This is a genomic window from Brenneria sp. g21c3, from assembly GCF_040240345.1.
GTDB lineage: Bacteria > Pseudomonadota > Gammaproteobacteria > Enterobacterales > Enterobacteriaceae > Brenneria.
Genome location: NZ_JBEIAB010000018.1, coordinates 1 through 23304, shown reverse-complemented (window position 1 = coordinate 23304; position 23304 = coordinate 1). Strand labels below are relative to the sequence as shown.

Genomic DNA, 23304 nt, shown 5'->3' with positions numbered 1-23304 from the left:
TATACGTCCTCGCCATTGCATCCACGGTGGCCGTCCCTACGGTCACCCGGCCAGATAGCGCGCGGCGGCGGCCCCGCCGCCGTCAAAATAGCGGACGTAAGTGGTCAACCTTTTGATTTAAAAATATAAAATCCGTGACCGGGGAAAATCCATGAACACAGGCAACGACGTTATCATTTCCGCCGCGCTGACCGGCGCGGTAACGCCAAAAGAGATCAATGAACATATCCCGCTGACGCCGGAAGAAATCGCCGCCGACGCTTATCGCTGCTGGCAACAGGGCGCCGCCATCGTGCATCTGCACATGCGCGACGACCAGGGACAAGGCACCATGGACTGCGACAGGTTCGCCGAAACCCTCCGTTTGCTGCGCGGCTACCAGGACTGCGACGTGATCATCAATTGCACCACCTCCGGCGATCATCGCGCCAGCGACGCGCAACGGATGGAACACGTTTCCCGTCTGCAAGGCATTGAGATGGCCTCCTGGGATGCCGGCTCGTTTAACTGGATGCCCGGCGGCGTGTTCATCAACTCTCCGCAGTTCCTCGGCAAGCTGGGCGAAATCCTCACCGAGCGGGCGATCAAACCGGAAGTGGAAATCTTCGACAGCGGCATGCTCGGCGTGGCGGGTTACTTTGCCGAGCAGGGCAAACTGTCGTCCCCCCTGCATTATCAATTCTGTCTCGGCGTACCGGGCGGTATGCCCGCCACCATCGAGAACCTGAACTATCTGGTCGCGCATATTCCCGCAGACGCCACCTGGTCGGCCTTTGGCGTCGGCAAGCATCATTTGCCGATCCTGTTCGCCGCTCTGGCGCTGGGCGGCCATGTGCGGGTCGGTCTGGAAGACAACGTCTACTTCAGCAAAGGGGTAAAAGCCACCAATCCGCAACTGGTCGAGCGCGCCGCACAGGCCATTCGTCTGTTTGGCAAACAGGTCGCCACGCCGGCCAGCGCCAGAAAAATACTGGGGATCCGTCCTCTGTAGTTATCCATGCGGTTACAGCGGGAAAAGATTATGAAAGAAGCAGTGATTGTTGCGGCGGTTCGTACGCCGATCGGCAGGTGTCGCGGCGCGTTGGCGCCGGTGCCGGCGCATAAGCTGGGCGCGCAGGTGGTGAAAGAGGCGGTGCGCCGGGCCGGTATCGCCCCGGAGAGCATTGATGATGTCATCTTCGCCAACTTAATGAACCACGAAATCAACAACATGGGGCGGATGGCGGCGCTGGAAGCCGGACTGCCCATCACGGTGCCGGGCATTACGCTCGATCGGCAGTGCGCCGCCTCGTTAAACGCGCTGGCCTATGGCGCGATTCAGATCATGGCGGGCTTTGCCGAAACGGTGGTGGTCGGGGGCGTGGAGAGTGATTCCCGACGCACCTGGTCGCTGGAAAAAACGGAAATCGCCTATTCGGTGCAGCCGCCGCGCTTTGTGGATATTCACACCTCGCCGGACCAGTTGGGCAATCCGTCGATGGGCGTCACGGCGGAAAACATCGCCCGGCGCTATGAACTCACCCGCCGGGAACTGGATGAATTTTCGCTGCGCAGCCATCAACTGGCCGCCGCCGCCTGGCGAGAGGGCCGCTTCGACGGGCAGGTGACGCCGGTGGCTATACCGGACAGGAAAGGGCGGGAAATCGTGATTGATCGCGATGAGTCGGTGCGCCCCGACTGCTCGCTGGACGCGCTGTCCGCCCTGCGCCCCTGTTTTTGCGACGAAGGCATCGTGACCGCGGGCAACAGCTCGCCGATGAGCGACGGCGCCGGCGCGCTGGTGGTGATGGAACGTTCGCTGGCGCAGGCGCAGGGACTGCCGGTTCTGGCGGTATTCCGCGGCTATGCCGCCGCCGGGGTCGATCCCAATGTTATGGGGCTGGGGCCGGTGCCGGCCACCGCCAAACTGCTGAAACAAACCGGTCTGGCGGTGAAGGACATCGATCTGTGGGAACTGAATGAAGCCTTTGCCGCGCAGTCGCTGGCCTGTATCCGCGATATCGGCATGGATCCGGCGCGGGTTAACCCGAACGGCGGGGCGATTGCGCTCGGCCATCCGCTGGCCGGTAGCGGCGCCATTCTGGCCGCCAAAGCCGTTTACGACATGCAGCGCCGTCAACTGAACAACGCCGTCATTACTTTCTGCGTCGGCGGCGGTCAGGGCGTTGCGGTTCTGCTGACGAGGGAATAACGATGCTGGGAAAATTCGCTTCAATAGATGAGATCACCGGCCTGTTTCAGGATGGACAAACGCTCATGTGCGGCGGCTTCGCTAATCACGGCGTGCCGAACCGCCTGATTCAGTGCGTGATCGACAGCGGCGCGCGGCATTTCACCCTGATATCCAACGATTCCGGCGACGCGGATCTTACCGTGGGCCGCCTGATTCATCACGGTCTGGTGGACAAACTGATCGCGTCGCATATCGGGCGCAACACCGAAACGGTGGCGCTGGTCGCCGCCGGAAAAATCGAACTGGAACTGGTGCCGCAGGGCAGCCTGGCCGAACGGATGCGCTGCGGCGGATCGGGGCTGGGCGGGGTGCTGACCAAAACCGGCATCGGCACGATGGTGGAGGAGGGCAAGCAGTCCGTGCTGGCGGACGGCGAACGCTATCTGCTGGAAACGGCGCTACAGGCGGATATCGGCCTGGTGCGCGCCCGCACCGCCGATCCGCTGGGCAACCTGACCTATCGCGGCACTATGCGCAACTTCAATCCGCTGGTCGCCAAAGCCGCCCGCCTGACGCTGGTGGACACCGACATGCTGGTGGATGTCGATGAACTCGACATCGATCGCATCATCACCCCCGGCGCCTATGTGGACAAGATTCTGACAATGCAAGGAGAACGGCCATGAACGCGCGTGACAGGATAGCCCGGCGCGCCGCGCAATATTTTTCGGACGGCGACGTCATCAATCTCGGTATCGGTATTCCCAGCCTGTGCAGCGACTATGCGCCGCCCGGCGTGATGTTCCACACCGAAAACGGATTGGTCGGCATGGGGCCGCTGGTCGACGGGCTGCTGGCGGTGGAAGGTTTCTCCAACGCCACCGCGCTGCGCTTTGTGCCGGTGCCTGGCGCCTGCGCATTCGACAGCGCCGAATCCTTCGCGCTGGTGCGCTCCGGCAAACTGGCGGCGACGGTATTGGGCGGATTGCAGGTGGCGGAGAACGGCGATCTGGCCAACTGGGCGCAGCCCGGCCGGGTATTCGGCATGGGCGGCGCGATGGATCTGGTGAACGGCGCCCGCAAAGTGATTATCACCATGGAGCTGTGTACCAGGGACGGCAAACCAAAGATCGTGAATTCGTGCAGTTATCCGCTGACCGGCAAAGGTTGTGTGAACCATATCGTCACCGAACAGTGCGTGATTGACGTCACGCGCGATGGATTGATGCTGGTCGAATTGCTGGAAGGAATGACGCCCGAAGCGATCCAACAACAGGTCGAACCCCGGCTGATCGTCGCCGAGCGGTTGACGATTATGCCGGCCTAATAACGGCGCCAGCGCGCATTATCCTGTTCGCGCCGTGGGAGCACACTTTATGACAGGGCAAAAAAACAATATTGCGTTAACTAAAATGACTGCATGTTCCATCAACAACGATACGCAATCTTCAGCCGCCGATCGCAATGGTTTTGGTTCTCGCGGTTGGATCATCATCATCTTACAGGCGCTAATGTTCTGGATTGCCGCCGGGGCGGTGACTCACGGCCTGAATGTGATGTTGCCTGCGCTATCGCAGACTTACGATCTGGACTACAGCACATTGCTGGCGCTGGCGACGCCGGCTTCCTGGGCATCGATTCCCGCCGGACCGATATGCGCCTGGCTGTGCGAAAAAAAAGGGGCCAAATTCAACGTCATCTTCTGCCTGCTTGCCTGCGGACTCTGTTTCGGTCTGCTGGGATCGAGCGGATCGCTGGTGGGGTTCACGCTGCTGTTCGCCGGGGTCTGTTTCTTCGGCACCGGATTCGCCTATGTCGGCGGCACGGCCATTATAACCAATTGGTTCGTGCGTAAGGCGGGGCTGGCGCTGGGATGGTGTACGGTGGGGCAGACCTTTTCCAGCGCGTTTTTCGTCCCGACGCTGGCGGCGCTATTCGTCTGGCTGGGGATCCGGCATGGCTTCTGGGGCATCTCGGCGATGATGTTCATCATGGCGATACTGGTGGCGTTGTTGGTCGCCAATAAGCCTGAGGATATCGGCCTGGCGCCGGATAATGAACGGCTTTCCGCCGCCGAGTTGGGCGCGCGGGTACGCGAGCACGACAGCTATGTCTGCCCGCTCAGCATCCGGCAATTGCTGGGCATGCGCGACGTGTGGTTTATGGGTATCGCCACCGGCGCCATCTATATCATGCTGGTGGGCGTGGTGAGTCAGATCGTTCCCCGGTTGATGGAGATGGGCTATGAGTTAAACACCGCCATTTTCTATATGTCCGCGTCGGCGCTGTTCGGCACGCTGGGCGCATACGGCTGGGGCTGGCTCAACCACCGGATCGGGGTTAAACGGGCGCTGCTGGTGTACACCCTCTGGTGGATGGCGGCGGTGGTGATCAACCTGTTCGCTCACCATACCGTGATGCTGTGGATCTCCCTGCTGATGATCGGCTTCAGCCTGCCGGGCGCCACCAACCTGAGCACCGCGCTGATCGCCAGCAAGTTTCCTCGCCGTCTCTATGTGCGCGCCATCGGCATCGTCCATCCGATTCAATCGGTGGTGCGCTGTTTCGCGTTCTCCATTCTGGCATTCGGACTGGCCTACCTGGGCGGTTATACCGGCGCTTATCTGCTGCTGGTGGGGGTCGGCGCCGTCGCATTGGTGCTGATTTGGCTGATCGATGTGAATCCGGTCGATATCAGTGCGGCCGCAGAACGCGTCGGGGGTGAATGATGAACCTGATTACAAAGCATAGCATGCGCGCGCTGGCGCTTTGTTTCTCCGCGCTGGCCGGTCACGCCATCGCGGCTGAAGGCATCAGCCCGCTGCAACCCGGCGCGACGACGGGAAATGCCGCCGGCGCATTGCCGCCGCCGGGGTTGTATCTGATGACGGATGTCGCTTATGAAAAGGGGAAACTGAAGAATGAACGCGGCGAGACGGCCAGAACGCCGACCGGACAGCGCATCAAGGCATCGAACGTCAGTTCCGTGGCGGCGTTGGTTTGGGTTCCCGGTTGGGAAGTGCTGGGCGCGCGCTACGCGGCCGCCGTCGCGCAACCGTATAAATGGGCGCGCACGCGGATCGGCGATGAATACGGCAGTAACGTCGTGAGCAGCAGCGGTCTGGTCAACACGTCGATTACGCCGGCGATCCTGTCATGGGATTTAGGCGGCGGGTATCATCTGGGAACCGGACTGACGGTCTATGCCGATAACGGAAAATTCCGCTACGCCTACGATGCGCCGGCCGGACGTCATGTGAAATCCTCCACCGCCATCGGTAATGATTACTGGACGCTGGAACCGAACCTGGCGTTAACCTATCTGGCCGATGGCTGGAATATTACGGTGAATAATCTGCTGGATATTAATACCACCAATAAGACTACTCAATATCGTTCAGGCATGACTTATTATCTGGATATGACCGTCGCCAAACGTATCAATAATTATACGCTGGGATTTATTGGAAATTATACCAAGCAAATTACCGACGATAAGATTGATGGAAAAAAGGTCTCTGCGGTGCCGGGGTTTTATGGCGAAGGAAATAAAGCGGAGCATGTGCTGGCCGGGCCGCTGCTCGCCTATGATTTCGGCGCGTTCTCGATAAATGCCCGGATGTTATTTTCGCTGCGGGCAAAGAATGACGCGGACGTATCGTTCTTTCACCTGGGATTCAGCATGCCGTTAATGCAGTTTCACTGAATATCGGCATTTTTAATATTAATGGCGAAGGGTGTTTCCCAGGAAAAGATAAATAAGGCCATGTGTTTTGTTATTCGGTAATTAATCGGGTTTTATGTCGAATCAATTTTAATGTGAAGAGTCTCTCTTATTAAATAAATATAACGAGGCATGATATGACATCACTTGTTATTGCCAGTGCGGTACGTACGGCAATCGGCAAATTCGGCGGCAGTCTGAGCGCCTTTAGCGCGCCGCAACTGGGCGCATTGGTGATGGACGCGGCGGTTCGCCGGGCGGGGCTGGAGCCGTCGGCGGTCGACGAAGTGATTTTCGGCAATGTGCTTCAGGCGGGGCTGGGACAAAACCCCGCGCGCCAGGCGCTGCTGCAAGCCGGCCTGCCGGACAGCGTTCCGGCCACCAGCATCAATATGGTCTGCGGCTCCGGGCTGCAAAGCGTGATCCTCGCCGCGCAAAGCATTGCCGCCGGTAATGCGGACGTGGTGCTGGCCGGCGGCATGGAAAATATGTCGGCGGCGCCTTATCTGCTGAATCAGGCGCGCTGGGGATACCGTATGGGCGACCAGACGGTAACCGACAGTATGGTCAACGACGGACTGTTCTGCGCCATCAACCGTTATCACATGGGGGTGACGGCGGAAAACGTCGCCAGGCGGTTCCATATCAGCCGTCAGGAGCAGGATGACGCGGCGTTGCTTTCCCAGCGGCGGGCGGCGGCGGCCATTGAGCGCGGCGCATTTCAGCAGGAGATTGTGCCGGTGACGCTGAAAAGCAAAAAGGGCGACACGCTGTTTGCGGTCGATGAACATTTGCGAACGACGACCTCGGCGGAAAGCCTGGCAAAACTGTCGCCGGCCTTTGATCCCGCCGGCAGCGTGACGGCGGGCAATGCGTCGGGTATTAACGACGGCGGCGCCGCGCTGGTGGTGATGAGCGAGTCATGGGCGAAGCAGCATGGCATTCAACCGTTGGCGCGCATCCGCAGCTATGCCGTCAGCGGCGTCGATCCCGCGGTGATGGGGATCGGTCCGGTGCCTGCGACCCGGCAGGCGCTGAGCCGGGCCGGGTTGACGGTCGCCGATCTCGATCTGGTGGAAGCCAACGAGGCTTTCGCCGCCCAGTTTGTCGCCGTCGGCCATGAACTGAATCTGGACATGGATAAAACCAATGTTAATGGCGGCGCGATCGCGCTGGGCCATCCGATCGGCGCGTCCGGCGCCCGGATTCTGGTGACCTTGTTACATGCGCTGGCCGCCCGGGATAAAACGCTGGGGCTGGCGACGCTCTGCGTGGGGGGCGGGCAGGGGGTGGCGGTGATTGTGGAACGCCTGTAGCAGGACTACCCCACTCGTTAGCGCCTCCCCCCTTGTCCTGTCTCTTATACACAAATACGGGAGTGTTGACGGGGTTGGTTGTTACGCGGCGTAAAAAATTATGCAGCGGTGGACTTGGCCGCCGAGTGAGCCGCATGGATGCGGCGAAAGCCAGTGCCGCGTCGGGAACGCGTCACTGGCGGCTCGAATAGCGGTCAAGAACACCGATGGCACCGCGCAGCGGCATAATTTAGCCGCAAGCCCAGGTTCATAGGGGGCTGGCGCTTGAGCCCCCTATGTCGGGCGCGTGCTACGACGTAGCATGGAAATGGCGGCATTGTGGCGCACGAAACTGCCTCTGAGTCCGCATAAAAATGTGACTAAGAGACAGCCCCTTCGCAGGGGGAGGGAGTTTGGAATGGCAAAGCGCATAACTTTGTCGGCAGTCTGAAGCTATCTCTATAAAGGTGAAATTATGATAACGAAAAGCAAGGGAAGCACCTATAAACGGCGACTTACCGCGATATTACTGGCGTGCGGCATGTTGGGATCGGCGCAGGCCGCGATTACCGCCGGTCAATACAGCGCCGCGCAGAAAGGCAACGAGGGGATAGTCGGCGTGACGGTCACCGTCGATGCGCAGGGCGTCATCAAGGATATCGCGGTGGATGCCAGTAAGGAAACGCCGGAGTTGGGCGGCAAGGCCGGCCCGGAAGTGGGTAAGGCGATTGTCGAACACCAGAGTCTGAATGTGGACGGCGTGACCGGCGCGACCATGACCAGCAACGCGGTGAAGAAAGCGGTCGCCGACGCGCTGGTTAAGGCGGGGGCGGACGTCGCGCGCTATCAGCAAAAAGTAGCGAAACAAGGGCAGGATGAGGAAACCCGCGTTGACGTGGTGGTGGTGGGCGGCGGCGTATCCGGCACGGCCGCCGCGCTGGCCGCGGCGGAAAAGGGCGCCTCGGTGCTGGTGATTGAAAAGATGCCGGTGCTGGGCGGCGCGGGCCGGATGGCCAGCGGTTTTACCGCGGTGGAGTCTTCGCTGCAAAAAGCGAAAGGCATGAAATATACCGCCGCCGAGCTGACGCAGCGGCTATTGGAATATAACCAGTATCTGTCCAACGGCCCGTTGACGAAGCGGATTGTCGATAAATCGGCATCGACGGTCGACTGGATGATCAAGCACGGCGTGGAGTTGGAGATCGTGGAGACCACGCGCGACGCCAAGCTGAGTTCGGTACAGCAGGCGCACCTGGAGGATCCGATTAAATCGGACGTGTATCACCGCATCAAAAACGGCGGCGAAGCGGCTTATAAAACGCTGTACGACGAGTTCGCCAAACTGGGCGGCAAAGTGCTGACCAAGACCGTCGGCAAATCGCTGATTCAGGATGATCAAGGCAAAGTGGTCGGGCTTATCGCGGAAAAAGCGGACGGCGGCAAATTAACCGTACACGCCAAGGCGGTGATTCTGGCCAGCGGCGGTTTCGGCGCCAATAAAAAGATGCTGGACGAAGCGATGCTGACGGCGAATATTTTCCCGCTGGCATGGCCCAATATGGGGGAAGGGCTGCAAATGGCCTGGCAGGCCGGCGGCGCGAAATGGGATATGCAATCCGCCTTGATCCACGCCGCTCAACTGGTCGACATCGAGCCTTCGGAAGGGGCGCATCACGGCGGCGGCGCCGCGGCGGCGTTGGACAGCCCGCTGATCTGGCTGCTGAAATCGCCGCTACTGTGGGTGGATGTGGTTGGCGAACGCTTCGCCGACGAGGGCCATATCTACGATACCGCGTTCTGGGCCAACGTCGCCTATTCCGTCGGCGGCCATTATTACATCGTCGTCGATACCCCGACGCTGCAATCCTTCACCAAAAACGCCATGCCGTTCCCGCTGTCGGGAGCCGGGCCGGCCAACCCGCCCAAACCCGGCGACTTTGTCGCGCTGGCGGAGGCAGGCACCAGAGGCGGAACCAGCAAATCGATCCTCAAGGGCAAGGACATTGCCGAACTGGCGGCGCATATGGGCATCGCGCCTGAACGTCTGCAAGCCACCGTCGAGCGTTATAACGGCCATGTGAAGGGCAAACAGGATAAGGACTTCGGCAAGAAGGCGGAATATCTGGCCTACGGCGTCGAAAAAGGGCCTTTCTATGCCTTTAAGGCGGTAGTGGTCAGCCTCAGTTCCCTGGGCGGCGTGCGGGTGAACGCCGATTTACAGGTCACCAATGCGGATCTTCAGCCTATCGAGGGGCTGTATGCGGTCGGCAACAATGCGGCCGGTTTCTACAGCGTACCGGGTTACCCGCCTTATCAGGGGTTGGCGAATGGTTTTGCGCTCAACTCCGGGCGTATCGCCGGCGAGCACGCGGCGCAACTCGCCGTGAAAAAATAAGCAATATCGCTAATCAGCCATGCGGCGCAGATTGCGCCGCATTCATAAAAACCAGAGGCGGAAACAACGCGGTAAAAAATAATTAACGCTGGCTGCCAGCGGAATAATTACCGTGCGCCGTCTCATTGCTTTCAATGAGATAACATAATGAAAATAACACATCATAATATGTGGATGAGAATGCTGTCCGTCGTCGTCGTCGTGTCCGGCATGATGCTGACGAACGGCGCGGCGGTTGCCGCCGATGACGCGGAGCAGTCGGGCCGTCCGCTGTCCGACGCGGGGGCCTGGCTGGCGGATCGCGGCATTACGCCGCATCTGTTCGCGTCCCAGCTCTGGTTGGGCAACCCCAGCGCCGGAACCACCACGGACGAGCATCAAACTTATACGATGTTTTTCGCCGGCGCGGATTTCAATCTGGATCAGATGGGACTTATTCCCGGCGGCAATATTCACTTCCTGCAACTGTGGGTACCTTTCTCCCACAATCTGGAATATGGCAACAAAGTCGGCGGGATGCTGGCCGGCGACCCGCCGCCCTATATTCCCAAGACGGCGCACCTGATGCGTTTCACCTACGAACAGAAGCTGTTGGACGACCGGCTGTCGATCGAACTGGGTAAAAGCAACCCCGGCCAGTTCTTCGGTTTCACCAACTGTAATATCCAGTCGTCCTGTGTGAACACCATCCTGAATAAAACGGCGGTGTTCGGGCCGGCGCCTTATGCCGGTTGGGGCGCGCGCATCGGCTACCACTATACGCCGGCGCTGGAATCCAATGTCGGCGTCTGGCGCACCTATCAGGCGTTCCCGTTCACCAACGGCTGGGAAAGGTGGGACGATGACTATAAGTCGGGCAACACCTTGCTGGTCGCCAATGTGGCGCGGCGCGTCAACTGGCGGCAGGAACCCTATCCATTCAACTGGGAAGCGATGGCGTTTCATAACTTCCTGGAATACGACGACATTTACTATACGGTGAACGGGACGTCCAAAGTGTACGACGGCAGCGCCGCGGCGCGTCGCCGCGATGGCGTTTCCGGCGTTTACCTTACCGCCAAGAAAGCCCTGTGGCGGCGCGACGGCGGCGCCGATGCGCAAGATCCGTCGCCCAGCGCCATCAGCCTGCACGGCAGCGTCACGCAGACCCTGCAATCGAATGCCTACACCGGGGCGTCCACGCTGGCGGATGTCGGGCTGATCTGGTCCGGGCCGTGGCAGAGTCGTCCGCACGACAGTTACGGGCTGACTTTCCGCTGGGGCCGGCTGACGGAAGGGGGACAACGCTACTCACAGGATATGTTCAACGCCCTGGGCGGAACGGGGTGGCAGGCGCCGCGCAACGAGTATCAACTGAGCATCGACGCCTCCGTTATGCTGACGCCGGAGATTAATTTGCAGATGACCGGCTCCCGCGTCTGGAATAACAGCAATTGGCAATACGTCTATTCCAACGTCAAGCCGGAGGACGGCTATACCTTCTGGCTGCAACTGAACGTGATGCTGGACAAGCTGCTCGGGCTGTAACGTCGTCGCAGGCGCGGGGGAGTCTGCTCTCTCGCGCCCGTCGCCCTGCTCTCAACGGCGTTATTCCGTAACCAGATTGAGTTTGATATCCAGCGCCGCCATCTTGTCGCGATATTCCTGCGGCAGCAGGGTATCGGTGATCACCCGGCTGACCTGATGGTCGTTGGATAACGGATAGGGTTGTATCAGGCCGAATTTGCTTGAGTCGGTCAGCACGATCGTCTCGACGTCCTTACTCAGCACCGCATCAATGACGTCGCAGCGCATCATGTTGCGGCCGGTAAAGCCCGTCTCGGGATGGTAGCCGTCAATACCGATAAACGCTTTATGGAAGTGTACCTGCTGGATGCCGCTGCGGGTTAACGGCCCGACCACCGACTGGCTGTTTTTCTGATACAGGCCGCCGAGGGCGATGACGTCGCAGTCGGTATCTTTAAGCAGATGGGCGATATAGTGGCTGACGGTAATGATGGTGACCTCTTTGGTCTCGGCGACATTGCGCGCCAATAGCGCGTTGGTGCTGCCGCCTTCAATAAACACGCAGTCGCCGTCGTTAATCAGGGTGGCGGCGTAATCGGCCAGCGATTTTTTCAATTGAAAGTTGGTTTGCATGCGGGCATCGACGTCATCGCTTTCTATCGCAACCGCATAACCGTGCGCCCGCCTGAGGTAGCTACTGCGCTCCAGCGCGTTGAGATCCTGACGAATAGTGACTTCCGATACCCCGGATATCTGCGCCAGCTCGCTGACGCTGACGCTCTTGCGTTCATTCACCAACTGAATAATATTTTGTTGCCGAGTGTTCATAGCCGCCAAATAGCAAAAAGTGAAAGAAATAAAAGCAACTATACCGCGTTTGCCGGCAAAGTTCGAAACCTTGCCGTTAGTGATTCCCGCCCGATCTTCCCTTTCGCATGGGAGGGCGTCAGCTACTCCCCCTGACAATTGTCTCTTAGTCACAAATATTACTGATAACGGTATATGTAGGCTCAGTGTTATTTCGTGCGCGAAAAGAAAGGTATTTTTATGGCACGTCGATGCACGCGCCCGACTCAGGGCGCTCAGACGCCGCAGCCCTGAGGACCCTGGCTTCCGGCTGAAATTATGCCGCTGGCGCGGTACCCTCGGCGCCCATGACCGCTATTCGAGCCGCCAGTGACGGAATACTCGTCTCATCCCTGAGACTCGCCCTACCGGGCCAGCGCAAGCGCTGTTCAAAAACGCTCCCGACGTTTTTGTCCGACGCGGCACTGGTTTTCGCAGCATCCCTGCTGCTCACTCGGCGGTCAAGTCCACCTCAGCATAATTTCTCACGCCGAGTTAAAGGGAAAATCCGTTATGACTCCCTGCATTTGTGTATAAGAGACAGCCTTCGCAGGGGAGGGAACCGCTTAGCTCCTCCCCCTGCGAAGGGGGAGGTCGGGTGGGGGTAGCGGCAGGCATCGCAATAGTAGTGATTGACTCCGCGCCAACCCTTGCGAAGAGGGGGCGCGGGAACCACAACGGCCTATAAAAGAGTGGTATTGAACGCCTGCTTCCAGTCGTGCTCGAATTTTTCCACCGCGGCCTTGACCGCCGGGGCGGAGATAAACTGTTCCGCCACGTCAACCGGCAGCGTGACCGCTTCGCAACCCGCCAGCAGACATTCAAGCACCTGACGCGAGGTTTTAAAACTGGCCGCCAGCAATTTGGCGTGCGGCGCGTGCAGCGACAGCAGCTTTTGCAGATCGGTGACGGTCTGAATGCCGTCGCCGCCCTGAACATCCATGCGATTGACATAAGGCGCGACATACTCCGCTCCCGCCAGCGCCGACAACAGCCCCTGACCCGCGCCGTACACCGCCGTGCCTAATGTTGGGATCCCCTCGGTTTTCAGGATCTTGATAGCGGCCAGACCTTCCGCGGTCACCGGGACTTTCACTACCACATTGCCGGCGACGGCATGCAGCTTTTTGGCGTCTTCCACCATGCCTTTCGCCGTCTGCGCCATTACCTGGGCGAACAGGCGGCCCTCGCCGCCCAGTAATTCATGCAGCGCCAATAGCACCTCCGCGACGGGTTTGCCGCCGCTGGCGATGATGCTCGGATTGGTGGTCACCCCGGCGAGCGGGAAGATGCGCGCCAGACGTTCTACGGCGTCAAGGTCGGCAGTGTCGAGATAGAGTTCCATCGATTTATCCTCAGAAAATGTGAGTTATCGCTAATTTTGCTCAGTATAAAATCAAAAACGCGAATAACTTTTGATAAAAATCAAAATACATTTCTTTCGAAATCTATTTAATCTTCATATGAAGAAAATATAGCGGATCGATATGATGATTTTCAACATACAGCGCTACTCGACACATGACGGCCCGGGGATCAGAACCGTGGTATTTCTCAAAGGCTGCTCGTTGGGCTGTCGCTGGTGCCAGAATCCGGAAAGTCGTTCCAGAAAAAGAGATCTGTTATTTGACGCCCGTCTCTGTATGGCCGATTGCGATCTCTGCAGACGCGCGGCGCCGGAGGTGATTGAAAATACCGCGCAAGGGTTGGTTATTTTTCGGGAACGGCTGACGGAGGCGGATGTTGACCGCCTGCAAAACTGCTGCCCGACGCAGGCGCTGACGGTGTGCGGCGAGGCGATCGAACTGGATGACATTATGGCTGTCGTGCGGCGCGATATGCCGTTTTACCAGCGCAGCGGCGGCGGTCTGACGCTGTCCGGCGGCGAGCCGTTTATGCAGCCCGAGGTCGCCGGCGCGCTGTTGCGGCGCTGCCGCGCTGAGGGCATTGATACCGCGGTGGAAACCTGCCTGCATGTGCCCTGGTCCTATATCGAACCCTCATTGCCCTATACCGATCTCTTTCTGGCCGATCTCAAACATGTGGATGAGCGGGTGTTCCGCGCCTGGACGGACGGTTCGGCGCGGCGGGTGATGGCAAATCTGAAGAAAGTCGCGCGCGCCGGCAAACAGCTCGTCATTCGCGTGCCGCTGATCCCGAATTTCAATGCCGATGAAGCGGCGATCAGGGCGATTACCGACTTTGCCGCCGACGAATTAAAGGTCGCCGATATTCATTTTCTGCCCTACCACACGCTGGGCATGAACAAGTATGTGTTGTTAAACCAGCCTTATCTCGCGGCGGACAAGCCGTTGAACGATCCCGAATTACTGGCTTTTGCGCAGCATTACGCGCAGGCAAAAGGGCTGAAAGTCACCTTGAGAGGATAGCACTATGACCACCCTGAATTTGACCATGTTGAGCGAGCGCATTAAAGCGCATAAAAACGCGTTGATTCATATTGTGAAACCGCCGGTGTGTACGGAGCGCGCTCAGCATTATACCCGCGTCTATCAGGAAAATATGGACAAGCCGCTGCCGGTGCGCCGGGCGATGGCGCTAGCCGACCACCTGGACAAGCGCACAATCTGGATTAAGCACGATGAACTGATCATCGGCAATCAGGCCGGCGAAGTGCGCGCCGCGCCGATTTTCCCGGAGTACACCGTCAGTTGGATTGAAAAGGAAATCGACGAGTTGGCCGACCGCCCCGGCGCGGGGTTCTCGGTCAGCGAAGAGAACAAGCGCGTGCTGCATCAGATTTGCCCGTGGTGGCGGGGGCAGACCGTGCAGGATCGTTGCTACGGCATGTTTACCGACGAGCAAAAAGCGCTGCTGGCGAGCGGCATCATCAAAGCGGAAGGCAATATGACCTCCGGCGACGCGCATCTGGCGGTAAATTTCCCGCTGCTGCTGGAAAAAGGGCTGGACGGATTGCGCGAGAAAGTCGCCGAGCGTCGTGCGCGCATCAACCTGACGGTACTGGACGATTTGCACGGCGAACAGTTTCTGAAAGCGATCGACATCACGTTGGAGGCATTGAGCCGGCACATTCACCGCTATGCCGGGCTGGCGCGAAAAATGGCTGCGGCGGAGACGCGCGAGACCCGCCGCCAGGAGCTGTTTCTGATTGCGGAAAACTGCGATCGGATTGCGCATCGGCCGCCGCAAACCTTCTATCAGGCGCTACAGCTGTGCTATTTCATTCAACTGGCGTTGCAGATTGAATCCAACGGCCACTCGGTTTCCTTCGGCCGCATGGATCAGTATCTGTATCCGTATTATCGCCGCGATGTGGAATTGCAACAGACGCTGACGCGCGAGAGCGCCATCGAAATGTTGCAGAGCTGCTGGCTGAAGCTGCTTGAGGTCAACAAGATCCGTTCCGGCTCGCATTCGAAAGCCTCCGCCGGCAGCCCGCTTTATCAGAACGTCACCATCGGCGGACAAAACCTGATTGACGGTCGGCCGACGGACGCCGTTAATCCGCTTTCCTACGCCATTCTGGAGTCCTGCGGCCGCCTGCGCTCGACCCAGCCGAACCTGAGCGTGCGCTACCATGCCGGCATCAGCGACGATTTTCTCGACGCCTGCGTGCAGGTGATCCGCTGCGGTTTCGGCATGCCGGCCTTCAATAATGATGAAATCGTCATTCCCGAGTTCATCCATCTGGGCGTTGCCGTGGAAGACGCCTATCAATACGCCGCGATTGGTTGTATTGAAACTGCGGTGGGCGGCAAGTGGGGCTATCGCTGCACCGGTATGAGCTTTATCAACTTCGCCCGCGTGATGCTGGCGGCGCTCGAAGGCGGACGCGACGCCACCAGCGGCAATCTGTTCCTGCCGCAGACGCGCCGGCTGTCGCAGGGCGGCTTCGAGAACTTTGAGCAGGTCATGCAGGCGTGGGACGCGCAGATCCGGTATTACACGCGCAAATCGATTGAAATCGAGTATGTGGTCGATACCGTGCTCGAAGAGAACGCGCACGATATTCTGTGCTCGGCGCTGGTGGATGACTGCATCGAACGTGCGAAAAGCATCAAGCAGGGCGGGGCGAAATATGACTGGGTTTCCGGCTTGCAGGTGGGCATCGCCAACCTGGGGAACAGTCTGGCCGCGGTGAAAAAACTGGTCTTTGAACAAGGGATTGTCAGTCAGCAACAGCTGGCGCAGGCGCTTGACAGCGACTTCGCCGGCACGGCCAATGAGCAATTGCGTCAGCGTCTGATGAATCAGGCGCCGAAATACGGCAATGATGACGACAGCGTCGATGAACTGCTGGTGCGCGCCTATCAAACCTATATTAATGAGCTGCGGCATTACCATAACCCGCGTTACGGCCGCGGGCCGATCGGCGGCGACTATTATGCCGGCACCTCGTCCATTTCCGCCAACGTGCCGTTCGGCGCCGCGACCATGGCGACGCCGGACGGGCGCAAGGCGCATGCGCCGCTGGCCGAAGGCGCCAGCCCGGCGTCCGGCACCGACCATCTGGGGCCGACGGCGGTCATCAGTTCTATCGGCAAATTGCCGACCGGCTCAATCCTCGGCGGCGTGCTGCTGAACCAAAAGCTGAACCCGGCAACGCTGGATAACGACAACGATCGCCATAAGCTGATGGCGCTGTTGCGCACCTTCTTCGAAGCGCATAAGGGCTGGCATATTCAGTACAATATCGTTTCGCGCGACACGCTGATAGCCGCGAAAAAACACCCGGACCAATACCGCGACCTGGTGGTGCGCGTGGCGGGATACTCGGCGTTTTTCACCGCGCTGTCGCCCGATACGCAGGACGATATTATCGCCCGTACCGAACATACGCTGTAACCCGCCGCTCAGAGGGCTTTTCACTGACTCGTCACGCCTGCGAAAGCGGGCGTCAGGCTGTTGATAAAGCCTGTAATACGCCATTGTCATCCTCCGCTACGCTTAGTCATTCCCGCAGTAGTAGGCGGGAATCGCCTACTGAACCGTAAACCGCCATTGGCTGACTCCCGGTTACTCGCCCCATCCCTGGGGCTCGCCCTTCGGGCCGCCGCAAGCGGCGTTCAAAAACATTCCCGATGTTTTTGTGCGCGGGAATGAGGTATAGGAAGGTGGCGACGTATTCAGATGTAATGCAAGGTGATTTCTTAAAAACCTTATTTTAAATAATAACTCTGCTCATCGTTTTATTTTCAATAATTTGATTTTTAAGGAATATTTATAGATTTTTTATCAAAATTTACTTGTCTTGTCGTCTGTTTTTTCGGCATAATCAGCTCCTGAAATTTCTTAATGGATATGGCAAGGAACAGCATGGAACGCATCACCTCCACCCGCCCGCCGACTTCACGCTACCGGTTACCCATTAATGGCGATGCCGCGCCGCATGCGAGGATGAAAGCTTGTTTGCAAGGGGACATGGAATAATGTTAGACCCGTCGAAAATCATCAAAATCTATCCGACGTTTGATAACGGCGGCAACGCCATTTATGACCTGTACAGCTATCCGAAGGGCTGCAATTTTACGCAGCAATGCCAGGTTTATCCGACGCGGGTGATCCCGGTATTTTTTATTCCCGGGGTGATGGGCAGTAATTTGAAAACGTCTGGTAAAGAAGGAACCCCAGTGTGGCGCTTGGATAGCGCGGCAGAGATCGCGCTAACATGGTTCGGCGCCAGCGCGGAAAAAAGAAAAAAGCGCTTAAATCCGGGAAAAACGGTGGTGGATGATGGCGGAAAGGTCGACGAATCCGATAATGAACGGTTTTTATTGCGCAGCCGGCGCCAGCGCGGCTGGGGCAGCGTGGCTTATACCAGCTATGCGCCGTTTCTGGCCTGGTTGCAGGCGGCGCTGAATGACTTTTCCGCCTATGGCATGGGCGAGCGTCATCAACTGGTGGGCCGGGATCTGGCGGCGGAAATCGGCGAGCTGGCGCTGCAAGAAGAGGAAGTGAAGCAGAGCTATAACTATCTGTTTCCCGTTTTTGCCGTCGGCTATAACTGGCTGGAATCCAATAAAAATTCAGCGGAATATCTGAATAAGAAAGTTACTGAGATCATCAATTTTTATAACAGTAAAGGGAAGCGCTGCGAAAAGGCGATCCTGGTCACTCACTCGATGGGCGGGCTGGTGGCGCGCCACTATAGCGAATGCCTGGGCGGAAGAGACTGCGTGCTGGGAATGGTGCATGGGGTGATGCCGGCCCGCGGTGCGGCGGCCACCTACCGGCGGATGAAGGCGGGTACGGAATATGCGGAGGGGAATTATCTGTCATGGGCGGCGGCGCAGGTGCTGGGCGACGATGGGGAGAAAATGACAGCGGTGCTGTCGCAGGCGCCGGGGCCGCTGCAACTGCTGCCCGGACGGGATTACGGCATGCGCTGGCTAAAAATTTTGGACGGCGAAAATGTCAGTTTTTACCCGAAAGAAGATCCCTATTCTGAAATCTATCTGGTGAGAGATAAATGGTGGGGGTTGTGCGATGAGCAGCTGATTAATCCAGGGGGAAAACGTTCGCAACGAGATTGGGATATGTTCTCTTCCATGATAAAGGATCACATAAGATCCTTTATCGAAAATCTGTCAGGCAAATATCACCCCAATACCTATGCGTTTTACAGCGCCGCCAGCGCGCATCCGGCCTACGGCGACGTATGCTGGCGCGCGGAAACGCCGGCGATAGAAAGCTGGATGAACCAGGGGCGGATGCGTCACGCGCCTGATGCCCGGGTGGTGGGGGAGAGGCAAGCAGGCGTGACTCGCAAGGTCGCCACGCCGTTGGGCGGGGAAGGCTGGGCCAGCGGCATGCGGCAAACCTACCGGCTGCTGCCGCCCACTGAAGCCGGCGACGGCACGGTGCCGCTGCGCTCGGGGCGGATACCCTCCGGTTATTTGCGTTCGCGCTGTCAGGTGGCGGTCGAGCATGAACCCGCCTATCAGGATGAGAAAGCGCGCTTATTTACGCTACGGGCGATCGTCAGGATCGCGCAGGCAATCAAACACACGACGCAGGGCGGCCAATGAAACGCACAACGGTTATGGCGGCGCTGCTGGTGCTGGCGGTGGGCTATGGCATCTACCGGTGGATGACGCCCTATCCGCCGCAACAGGATTTGACGCAACAGGAGGAAGCGGTGGTGGAGACCTTTTTAACGGCGATGCAAACACGCTGCGTGGGACGCTATCTGATTGATATACCGGCGGTGTTTGCGGTGGAAAGCAGCCATCTGGCGGAAGATGACAATATGATGGTATTTATCAACGACCACCCGGTAAGAACCCAGCGTATATACCCGCCGGCGTTTGAGCAGAAAATCCGCCGTCGCGAAGCGCAGCTAAATGGCGAGAAAACCTATGACCCGCTGGATATGCCGTTTTTAAAACGCAAGATTCCTCTGCCCGCGGGTATGGACGGGGTGATTTTTGAACGCAATGAAGATACAGGCGTACCGGATGCCGCGCGAATACTGGAAGCGCATCTTTATACCAACGGGGTGGCGGTTGAAGTGACGGTAAAAACCAGAAATGGTCTCTCATCACGTTATGATGAAGATAGAAAAGATACCCCTCGTATTTATAATGATAACGTTCCGCAAGATCTGATGGCATTAACGGAATTGCTAAAACGGATTAAAGGCCGTAATGAAACGGATATTCCTGATCGGCCGGGTTTTTGTCTGCGCGATGCGTTTATTGCCGATGGGAATTATCAGCAGCGGGAAGAGATTACATTGCATTACACTGCGCCTGAGTATTCCAACATTATTCTCAGTTTTGATACCGATAATTTCAATCGGGAAAAAGATTCGCTGCTGGAGCGGGGCGCGGAAATAAATCAGATTATCGCGGCGGCGGAAGGGAACACGCTGCAAAAAGGCGCACGCAATATCAACGGACTGTATGGCGAGGAGTGGCTGGTGGAAGGCAACGGCGTTAATTACCCGATACAGCGCGTTCATCGTTTTGCTTTAAACGTCAATGAAAAAACCGGCGGCGCAAAGGCTCCCGCACTGAGTATGTTATTCAGGCAGGAGCCACTGCCGGATGAACAGTTGCCGCCCAGGGAGGCCGTTGCGGCCTGGGAGCGCATCACCTCGACGTTACGGCTGCGGCCGGGGGCGTTTAAGTAAGCGCCGATATGCACAGGGAAAGTAACGTGGCGATAAAACGCAAGATTACCGTTTGTCTGTTGCTGATAGCGGCGAGCTACGGGGTTTATCTATGGATGACGCCCTATCCGCCGCAACAGGATTTGACGCAACAGGAGGAAGCGGTGGTGGAAACCTTTTTAACGACGATGCAAACGCGCTGCGTGGGGCGCTATCTGATTGATATACCGGCGTCGTTTACATTAAGGAATAAAGTGCTGAGAGCATTTATCAACGACCATCCGATAAGAACCCAGCGTATATACCCGCCGGCGTTTGAGCAGAAAATCCGCCGCCGCGAAGCGCAGCTAAGTGGCGAGAAAACCGTTGATCCGCTGGATATGCCGTTTTTAAAACGTAAGTTCCCTCTGCCCGCGGGTATGGTCGGGGTAATTTTTGAACGCAATGAAGATAAATCAGTGCCGGATGCCGCGCGAATACTGGAAGCGCATCTGTATACCAACGGGGTGGCGGTAGAAGTGGAGGTGGAGGCCGAAAATGGCACCGCATCCCGCTACGATAAAGACCGGCAGCAACTTCCCGAGGTTTATCGAAATTCGGTTCCTCAGAAAATGATTGAGTTGGTGGAGTTGCTAAAACGGATTAAAGGCCGCAATGAAACGGATATTCCTGACCGGCCGGGTTTTTGCGGGCCAAATATGTTTATTACCGATGGGGATTATTACCAACAGGAGGAGGTAACCCTGAGTTATACATCGCCAGAGTACCCTAATATTGTGATTAACCTTGATACCGATAATTTTAACCGGGAAAAGGATTCGCTGCTGGAACGGGGCGCGGAAATAAATCAGATTATCGCGGCGGCGGAAGGGAACACGCTGCAAAAAGGCGCACGCAATATCAACGGACTGTATGGCGAGGAGTGGCTGGTGGAAGGCAACGGCGTTAATTACCCGATACAGCGCGTTCATCGTTTTGCTTTAAACGTCAATGAAAAAACCGACAGCGCAAAGGCCCCCGCACTGAGTATGATCTTCAGGCAGGAGCCACTGCCGGATGAACAGTTGCCGCCCAGGGAGGCCGTTGCGGCCTGGGAGCGCATCACCTCGACGTTACGGCTGCGGCCGGGGGCGTTTAACAACCTAGCGCGATAGATGCCGTTATATTAATGACGATAATCGTTATTTTTTCTCTTCTTACTGTTGGTTCACTTAATTGTTTTTACAATTGAGATGTTTTTTAAATTCTAATTTTTACATGTTGGAGCGATGGATAAATTCAAGACTCCGACAACTTGCCAGATAAAATATAAATAAGGAGGACGTATGCGTGGTATTGTTTGTCTGGGTGATTCAACCGATCATGGCGGAAAAGTGATTACGGCGTCGTCAACGCTTTATTATGAAGGAATACCGGCTGCATTGGCGGGCGATTTGGTCGCCTGTCCACTGCCGGGTCATGGCGTTAATCCTATTATTGAGGGGTGTAATACCATGCAGGATAATGGGAAGGCGGTTGCAGTAAACAATTGTTTGTGTCAATGCGGCTGTCGCGTATTGACGTCCATGTCCCATAACAGCGTTGAGGCATAATCATGGGATGGCCGATTCCTGATACCCGACAATATCAATATTCTCTTCCTCGCAAGCGTACCTGGATTTTGCTTTATCTTTCGGTGGCGATAGAGGTTATTCTCTGTGTCGTTGATTATTTCTCTAAAGAAAATATCCTGGAGGTGTATGAGTATATCAGTGACTTATTCTTTATTCTCATGTCGTTTAGCGTTTTTTTAGTGTTTTATTGTTATTATAAGGTAGTAAAAAAATCGGTATGGGATGACGAACTGAAAAACGCGCATATCGCATGGGAACAATGGAGCAGAGAACAGTTAGTGATTTGCGGTAACGTAATATCTTCCCCGGAAGAACATAATGCGTCGGTTATGTTGCAAGATACTCAAAATATTCCCGCTTATCCCCATAAAGGCCGGCCACTGTTCGGTAAAAGCATGACGCTTAAACAACGTTTGGCTGAAATAGACGACATGTTGGAACGTCAATGTCCTGACTATAGGTATTTTCTGCATACCATTTATCTGGCTGGCATTTCGGTTGACGCCGTGAATACAGACGCGGAAGACGTTTTTGAACAGTGGCATTTATACCCCGAGCATTTGTCGTCGCTTTCAGAGCTAAAATCATGGTATGACGAAAAAGCGCATAAAGGCATAGCGTTAATTATCGGCATACAACTTTGGCCTTCGCAACCCCAGAGTTATAGCGAGTTTATTAGCGCGCAATTGATAACGACTCCTGCTTTTGCCAAAGAAAAAAAACTTCCCGTTTTAGCCGGATTAGGCAGGGTGATGCCCTCGGCGTCAGATACGCTATCGCAAGATCTTGACATGCTGTTTGAATATACCGGTATTGATAGAGAGAAAATAAAAAACATCTGGCTATCGAAGTTAGACAAAAAAGCAATGGCGGATGTATCTATCTATGCTTGTAATAAAAACATTCCTCTTCCATTGGAAAGCCCTTATCATCTTATCGATCATACTTTTGGCCCCCCCGGTCCGGTAGCGGATTTTATCGCGCTGGCATTATTGGCAGATAGTATGCCGTATCATCAGGATCTTCAATTGTTAGTGAAAGGATCTGGAGATAAAGAAATTTTTCTTTGTCTGATGACGCGGAAAATTATCGATAGTTAAATGGCTTGATATTTTTATCTGTGAATAGGTGCGCGATATTTTATTTTTTATCATGAAGTTTTTCTGATGGAAATATTTCCCTTTATAAAAATAAATCTTTTTTAATTCGTTAGCCCCGCAGATAAAAATAATGAGGCTTTATGTTATTTCCAAATTATCGGCAATAAAACCGATCTCCAATGAAATAAGAGGTGTGATCATGCTGTCCGTATCCGAACTCGCCACCCGTCTTACCGGCTCGCAGAACCGCTATTCCCTGGCCATCAGGGGAGAGGCGGATAGCTCGCTGGACGTGGAGTCCTTCAGCGCCAGCGAGGGGCTGAGCCAGACCTACTGCTACCAGATAACCTTTACCAGCGGCCGCGATATCGCCCCCGGCGAGATGCTGTTGCAGGACGCCAGCTTTACCTTCAATCCGCCGGGCAGGCAACTGGGCGGCATCACGCTGCCTGACGCCACGCCGCCGCGTGCGGTTCACGGGGTGGTAACGCAGTTTCAGCGGCTGTCGGCCTCGGCGGACGAGGTGCGTTACCGGCTGACGCTGGAGCCGCATCTGG

19 protein-coding genes are annotated in these 23304 nt (G+C 56.7%); 17 read left to right on the top strand and 2 right to left on the bottom strand.

Annotation, left to right across the window (positions count from 1 at the left end; all coding sequences use genetic code 11):
• The first annotated feature begins 151 nt into the window (after positions 1 to 151).
• The 9 genes from ABRZ28_RS19955 to ABRZ28_RS19915 all read left to right on the top strand — a co-directional run bounded on the left by ABRZ28_RS19955 (position 152) and on the right by ABRZ28_RS19915 (position 11114).
• A complete protein-coding gene (locus ABRZ28_RS19955; protein WP_319603978.1) occupies positions 152 to 991 on the top strand; it encodes a beta-keto acid cleavage family enzyme in 840 nt (279 codons plus the stop codon).
• A gap of 30 nt (positions 992 to 1021) precedes the next feature.
• Positions 1022 to 2191 carry a thiolase family protein gene (locus tag ABRZ28_RS19950; protein WP_330521278.1) on the top strand — a complete coding sequence of 390 codons (1170 nt, stop codon included), beginning with the start codon at positions 1022 to 1024 and terminating at the stop codon, positions 2189 to 2191.
• Positions 2192 to 2193: 2 nt separating this feature from the next.
• Positions 2194 to 2859 (top strand): CoA transferase subunit A, encoded by a 666-nt coding sequence (locus ABRZ28_RS19945; RefSeq protein WP_330521277.1) that lies wholly within the window; start codon positions 2194 to 2196, stop codon positions 2857 to 2859.
• Entirely contained in the window at positions 2856 to 3500 is a 645-nt protein-coding gene (locus ABRZ28_RS19940) for a CoA-transferase (RefSeq protein ID WP_319603981.1), read from the top strand. The genes ABRZ28_RS19945 and ABRZ28_RS19940 overlap by 4 nt, the downstream gene beginning before the upstream one ends.
• A gap of 49 nt (positions 3501 to 3549) precedes the next feature.
• Positions 3550 to 4902 carry an MFS transporter gene (locus tag ABRZ28_RS19935; RefSeq protein ID WP_319603982.1) on the top strand — a complete coding sequence of 451 codons (1353 nt, stop codon included), beginning with the start codon at positions 3550 to 3552 and terminating at the stop codon, positions 4900 to 4902.
• On the top strand, positions 4902 to 5879 hold the full coding sequence (locus ABRZ28_RS19930; RefSeq protein WP_330521276.1) for a SphA family protein: 978 nt from the start codon (positions 4902 to 4904) through the stop codon (positions 5877 to 5879). Before ABRZ28_RS19935 ends, ABRZ28_RS19930 begins: the two co-directional genes overlap by 1 nt.
• Positions 5880 to 6034: 155 nt before the next feature.
• Entirely contained in the window at positions 6035 to 7213 is a 1179-nt protein-coding gene (locus ABRZ28_RS19925; protein ID WP_319603984.1) for an acetyl-CoA C-acetyltransferase, read from the top strand.
• Positions 7214 to 7667: 454 nt separating this feature from the next.
• Positions 7668 to 9587: an FAD-dependent oxidoreductase gene (locus ABRZ28_RS19920; RefSeq protein WP_330521275.1), complete on the top strand. Its 1920-nt coding sequence runs from the start codon at positions 7668 to 7670 to the stop codon at positions 9585 to 9587.
• 147 nt (positions 9588 to 9734) lie between these two features.
• Entirely contained in the window at positions 9735 to 11114 is a 1380-nt protein-coding gene (locus tag ABRZ28_RS19915; protein WP_330521274.1) for a carbohydrate porin, read from the top strand.
• Positions 11115 to 11174: 60 nt separating this feature from the next.
• Here ABRZ28_RS19915 and ABRZ28_RS19910 read toward each other — a convergent pair whose 3' ends face one another.
• On the bottom strand, positions 11175 to 11921 hold the full coding sequence (locus ABRZ28_RS19910; protein WP_330521273.1) for a DeoR family transcriptional regulator: 747 nt from the start codon (positions 11919 to 11921) through the stop codon (positions 11175 to 11177).
• A gap of 700 nt (positions 11922 to 12621) precedes the next feature.
• On the bottom strand, positions 12622 to 13284 hold the full coding sequence (fsa, locus tag ABRZ28_RS19905) for a fructose-6-phosphate aldolase (RefSeq protein ID WP_330521272.1): 663 nt from the start codon (positions 13282 to 13284) through the stop codon (positions 12622 to 12624).
• Between the two features lie 145 nt (positions 13285 to 13429).
• On the opposite strand from fsa, the gene ABRZ28_RS19900 reads away from it, so the two are divergent.
• From ABRZ28_RS19900 to ABRZ28_RS19865, 8 genes are all read left to right on the top strand, one after another.
• Positions 13430 to 14329 carry a glycyl-radical enzyme activating protein gene (locus tag ABRZ28_RS19900; RefSeq protein WP_319604007.1) on the top strand — a complete coding sequence of 300 codons (900 nt, stop codon included), beginning with the start codon at positions 13430 to 13432 and terminating at the stop codon, positions 14327 to 14329.
• A 4-nt stretch (positions 14330 to 14333) separates the two neighbouring features.
• Entirely contained in the window at positions 14334 to 16766 is a 2433-nt protein-coding gene (locus ABRZ28_RS19895; protein WP_330521271.1) for a formate C-acetyltransferase/glycerol dehydratase family glycyl radical enzyme, read from the top strand.
• 584 nt (positions 16767 to 17350) lie between these two features.
• Positions 17351 to 18949 (top strand): esterase/lipase family protein, encoded by a 1599-nt coding sequence (locus ABRZ28_RS19890; protein WP_330521270.1) that lies wholly within the window; start codon positions 17351 to 17353, stop codon positions 18947 to 18949.
• Positions 18946 to 20055 carry a T6SS immunity protein Tli4 family protein gene (locus ABRZ28_RS19885; protein WP_330521269.1) on the top strand — a complete coding sequence of 370 codons (1110 nt, stop codon included), beginning with the start codon at positions 18946 to 18948 and terminating at the stop codon, positions 20053 to 20055. Before ABRZ28_RS19890 ends, ABRZ28_RS19885 begins: the two co-directional genes overlap by 4 nt.
• Before the next feature lie 26 nt (positions 20056 to 20081).
• Positions 20082 to 21188, top strand: a complete 1107-nt coding sequence (locus tag ABRZ28_RS19880) for a Tli4 family immunity protein (RefSeq protein WP_330521268.1) — start codon at positions 20082 to 20084, stop codon at positions 21186 to 21188.
• Between the two features lie 171 nt (positions 21189 to 21359).
• A complete protein-coding gene (locus tag ABRZ28_RS19875) occupies positions 21360 to 21626 on the top strand; it encodes a PAAR domain-containing protein (RefSeq protein WP_319606699.1) in 267 nt (88 codons plus the stop codon).
• Between the two features lie 2 nt (positions 21627 to 21628).
• On the top strand, positions 21629 to 22747 hold the full coding sequence (locus ABRZ28_RS19870) for a KPHS_23130 family T6SS system protein (protein ID WP_330521267.1): 1119 nt from the start codon (positions 21629 to 21631) through the stop codon (positions 22745 to 22747).
• A gap of 199 nt (positions 22748 to 22946) precedes the next feature.
• Positions 22947 to 23304: contractile injection system protein, VgrG/Pvc8 family (locus ABRZ28_RS19865; protein WP_330521266.1), on the top strand; the 358-nt coding region annotated here is incomplete at its 3' end.

What these genes read in the sequence shown, in the direction of transcription:
- ABRZ28_RS19955 (WP_319603978.1), top strand. Translation starts at nt 152, where the DNA reads ATGAACACAGGCAACGACGTTATCATTTCCGCCGCGCTGACCGGCGCG.
- ABRZ28_RS19950 (WP_330521278.1), top strand. Translation starts at nt 1,022, where the DNA reads ATGAAAGAAGCAGTGATTGTTGCGGCGGTTCGTACGCCGATCGGCAGG.
- ABRZ28_RS19945 (WP_330521277.1), top strand. Translation starts at nt 2,194, where the DNA reads ATGCTGGGAAAATTCGCTTCAATAGATGAGATCACCGGCCTGTTTCAG.
- ABRZ28_RS19940 (WP_319603981.1), top strand. Translation starts at nt 2,856, where the DNA reads ATGAACGCGCGTGACAGGATAGCCCGGCGCGCCGCGCAATATTTTTCG.
- ABRZ28_RS19935 (WP_319603982.1), top strand. Translation starts at nt 3,550, where the DNA reads ATGACAGGGCAAAAAAACAATATTGCGTTAACTAAAATGACTGCATGT.
- ABRZ28_RS19930 (WP_330521276.1), top strand. Translation starts at nt 4,902, where the DNA reads ATGAACCTGATTACAAAGCATAGCATGCGCGCGCTGGCGCTTTGTTTC.
- ABRZ28_RS19925 (WP_319603984.1), top strand. Translation starts at nt 6,035, where the DNA reads ATGACATCACTTGTTATTGCCAGTGCGGTACGTACGGCAATCGGCAAA.
- ABRZ28_RS19920 (WP_330521275.1), top strand. Translation starts at nt 7,668, where the DNA reads ATGATAACGAAAAGCAAGGGAAGCACCTATAAACGGCGACTTACCGCG.
- ABRZ28_RS19915 (WP_330521274.1), top strand. Translation starts at nt 9,735, where the DNA reads ATGAAAATAACACATCATAATATGTGGATGAGAATGCTGTCCGTCGTC.
- ABRZ28_RS19910 (WP_330521273.1), bottom strand. Translation starts at nt 11,921, where the DNA reads ATGAACACTCGGCAACAAAATATTATTCAGTTGGTGAATGAACGCAAG.
- fsa (WP_330521272.1), bottom strand. Translation starts at nt 13,284, where the DNA reads ATGGAACTCTATCTCGACACTGCCGACCTTGACGCCGTAGAACGTCTG.
- ABRZ28_RS19900 (WP_319604007.1), top strand. Translation starts at nt 13,430, where the DNA reads ATGATTTTCAACATACAGCGCTACTCGACACATGACGGCCCGGGGATC.
- ABRZ28_RS19895 (WP_330521271.1), top strand. Translation starts at nt 14,334, where the DNA reads ATGACCACCCTGAATTTGACCATGTTGAGCGAGCGCATTAAAGCGCAT.
- ABRZ28_RS19890 (WP_330521270.1), top strand. Translation starts at nt 17,351, where the DNA reads ATGTTAGACCCGTCGAAAATCATCAAAATCTATCCGACGTTTGATAAC.
- ABRZ28_RS19885 (WP_330521269.1), top strand. Translation starts at nt 18,946, where the DNA reads ATGAAACGCACAACGGTTATGGCGGCGCTGCTGGTGCTGGCGGTGGGC.
- ABRZ28_RS19875 (WP_319606699.1), top strand. Translation starts at nt 21,360, where the DNA reads ATGCGTGGTATTGTTTGTCTGGGTGATTCAACCGATCATGGCGGAAAA.
- ABRZ28_RS19870 (WP_330521267.1), top strand. Translation starts at nt 21,629, where the DNA reads ATGGGATGGCCGATTCCTGATACCCGACAATATCAATATTCTCTTCCT.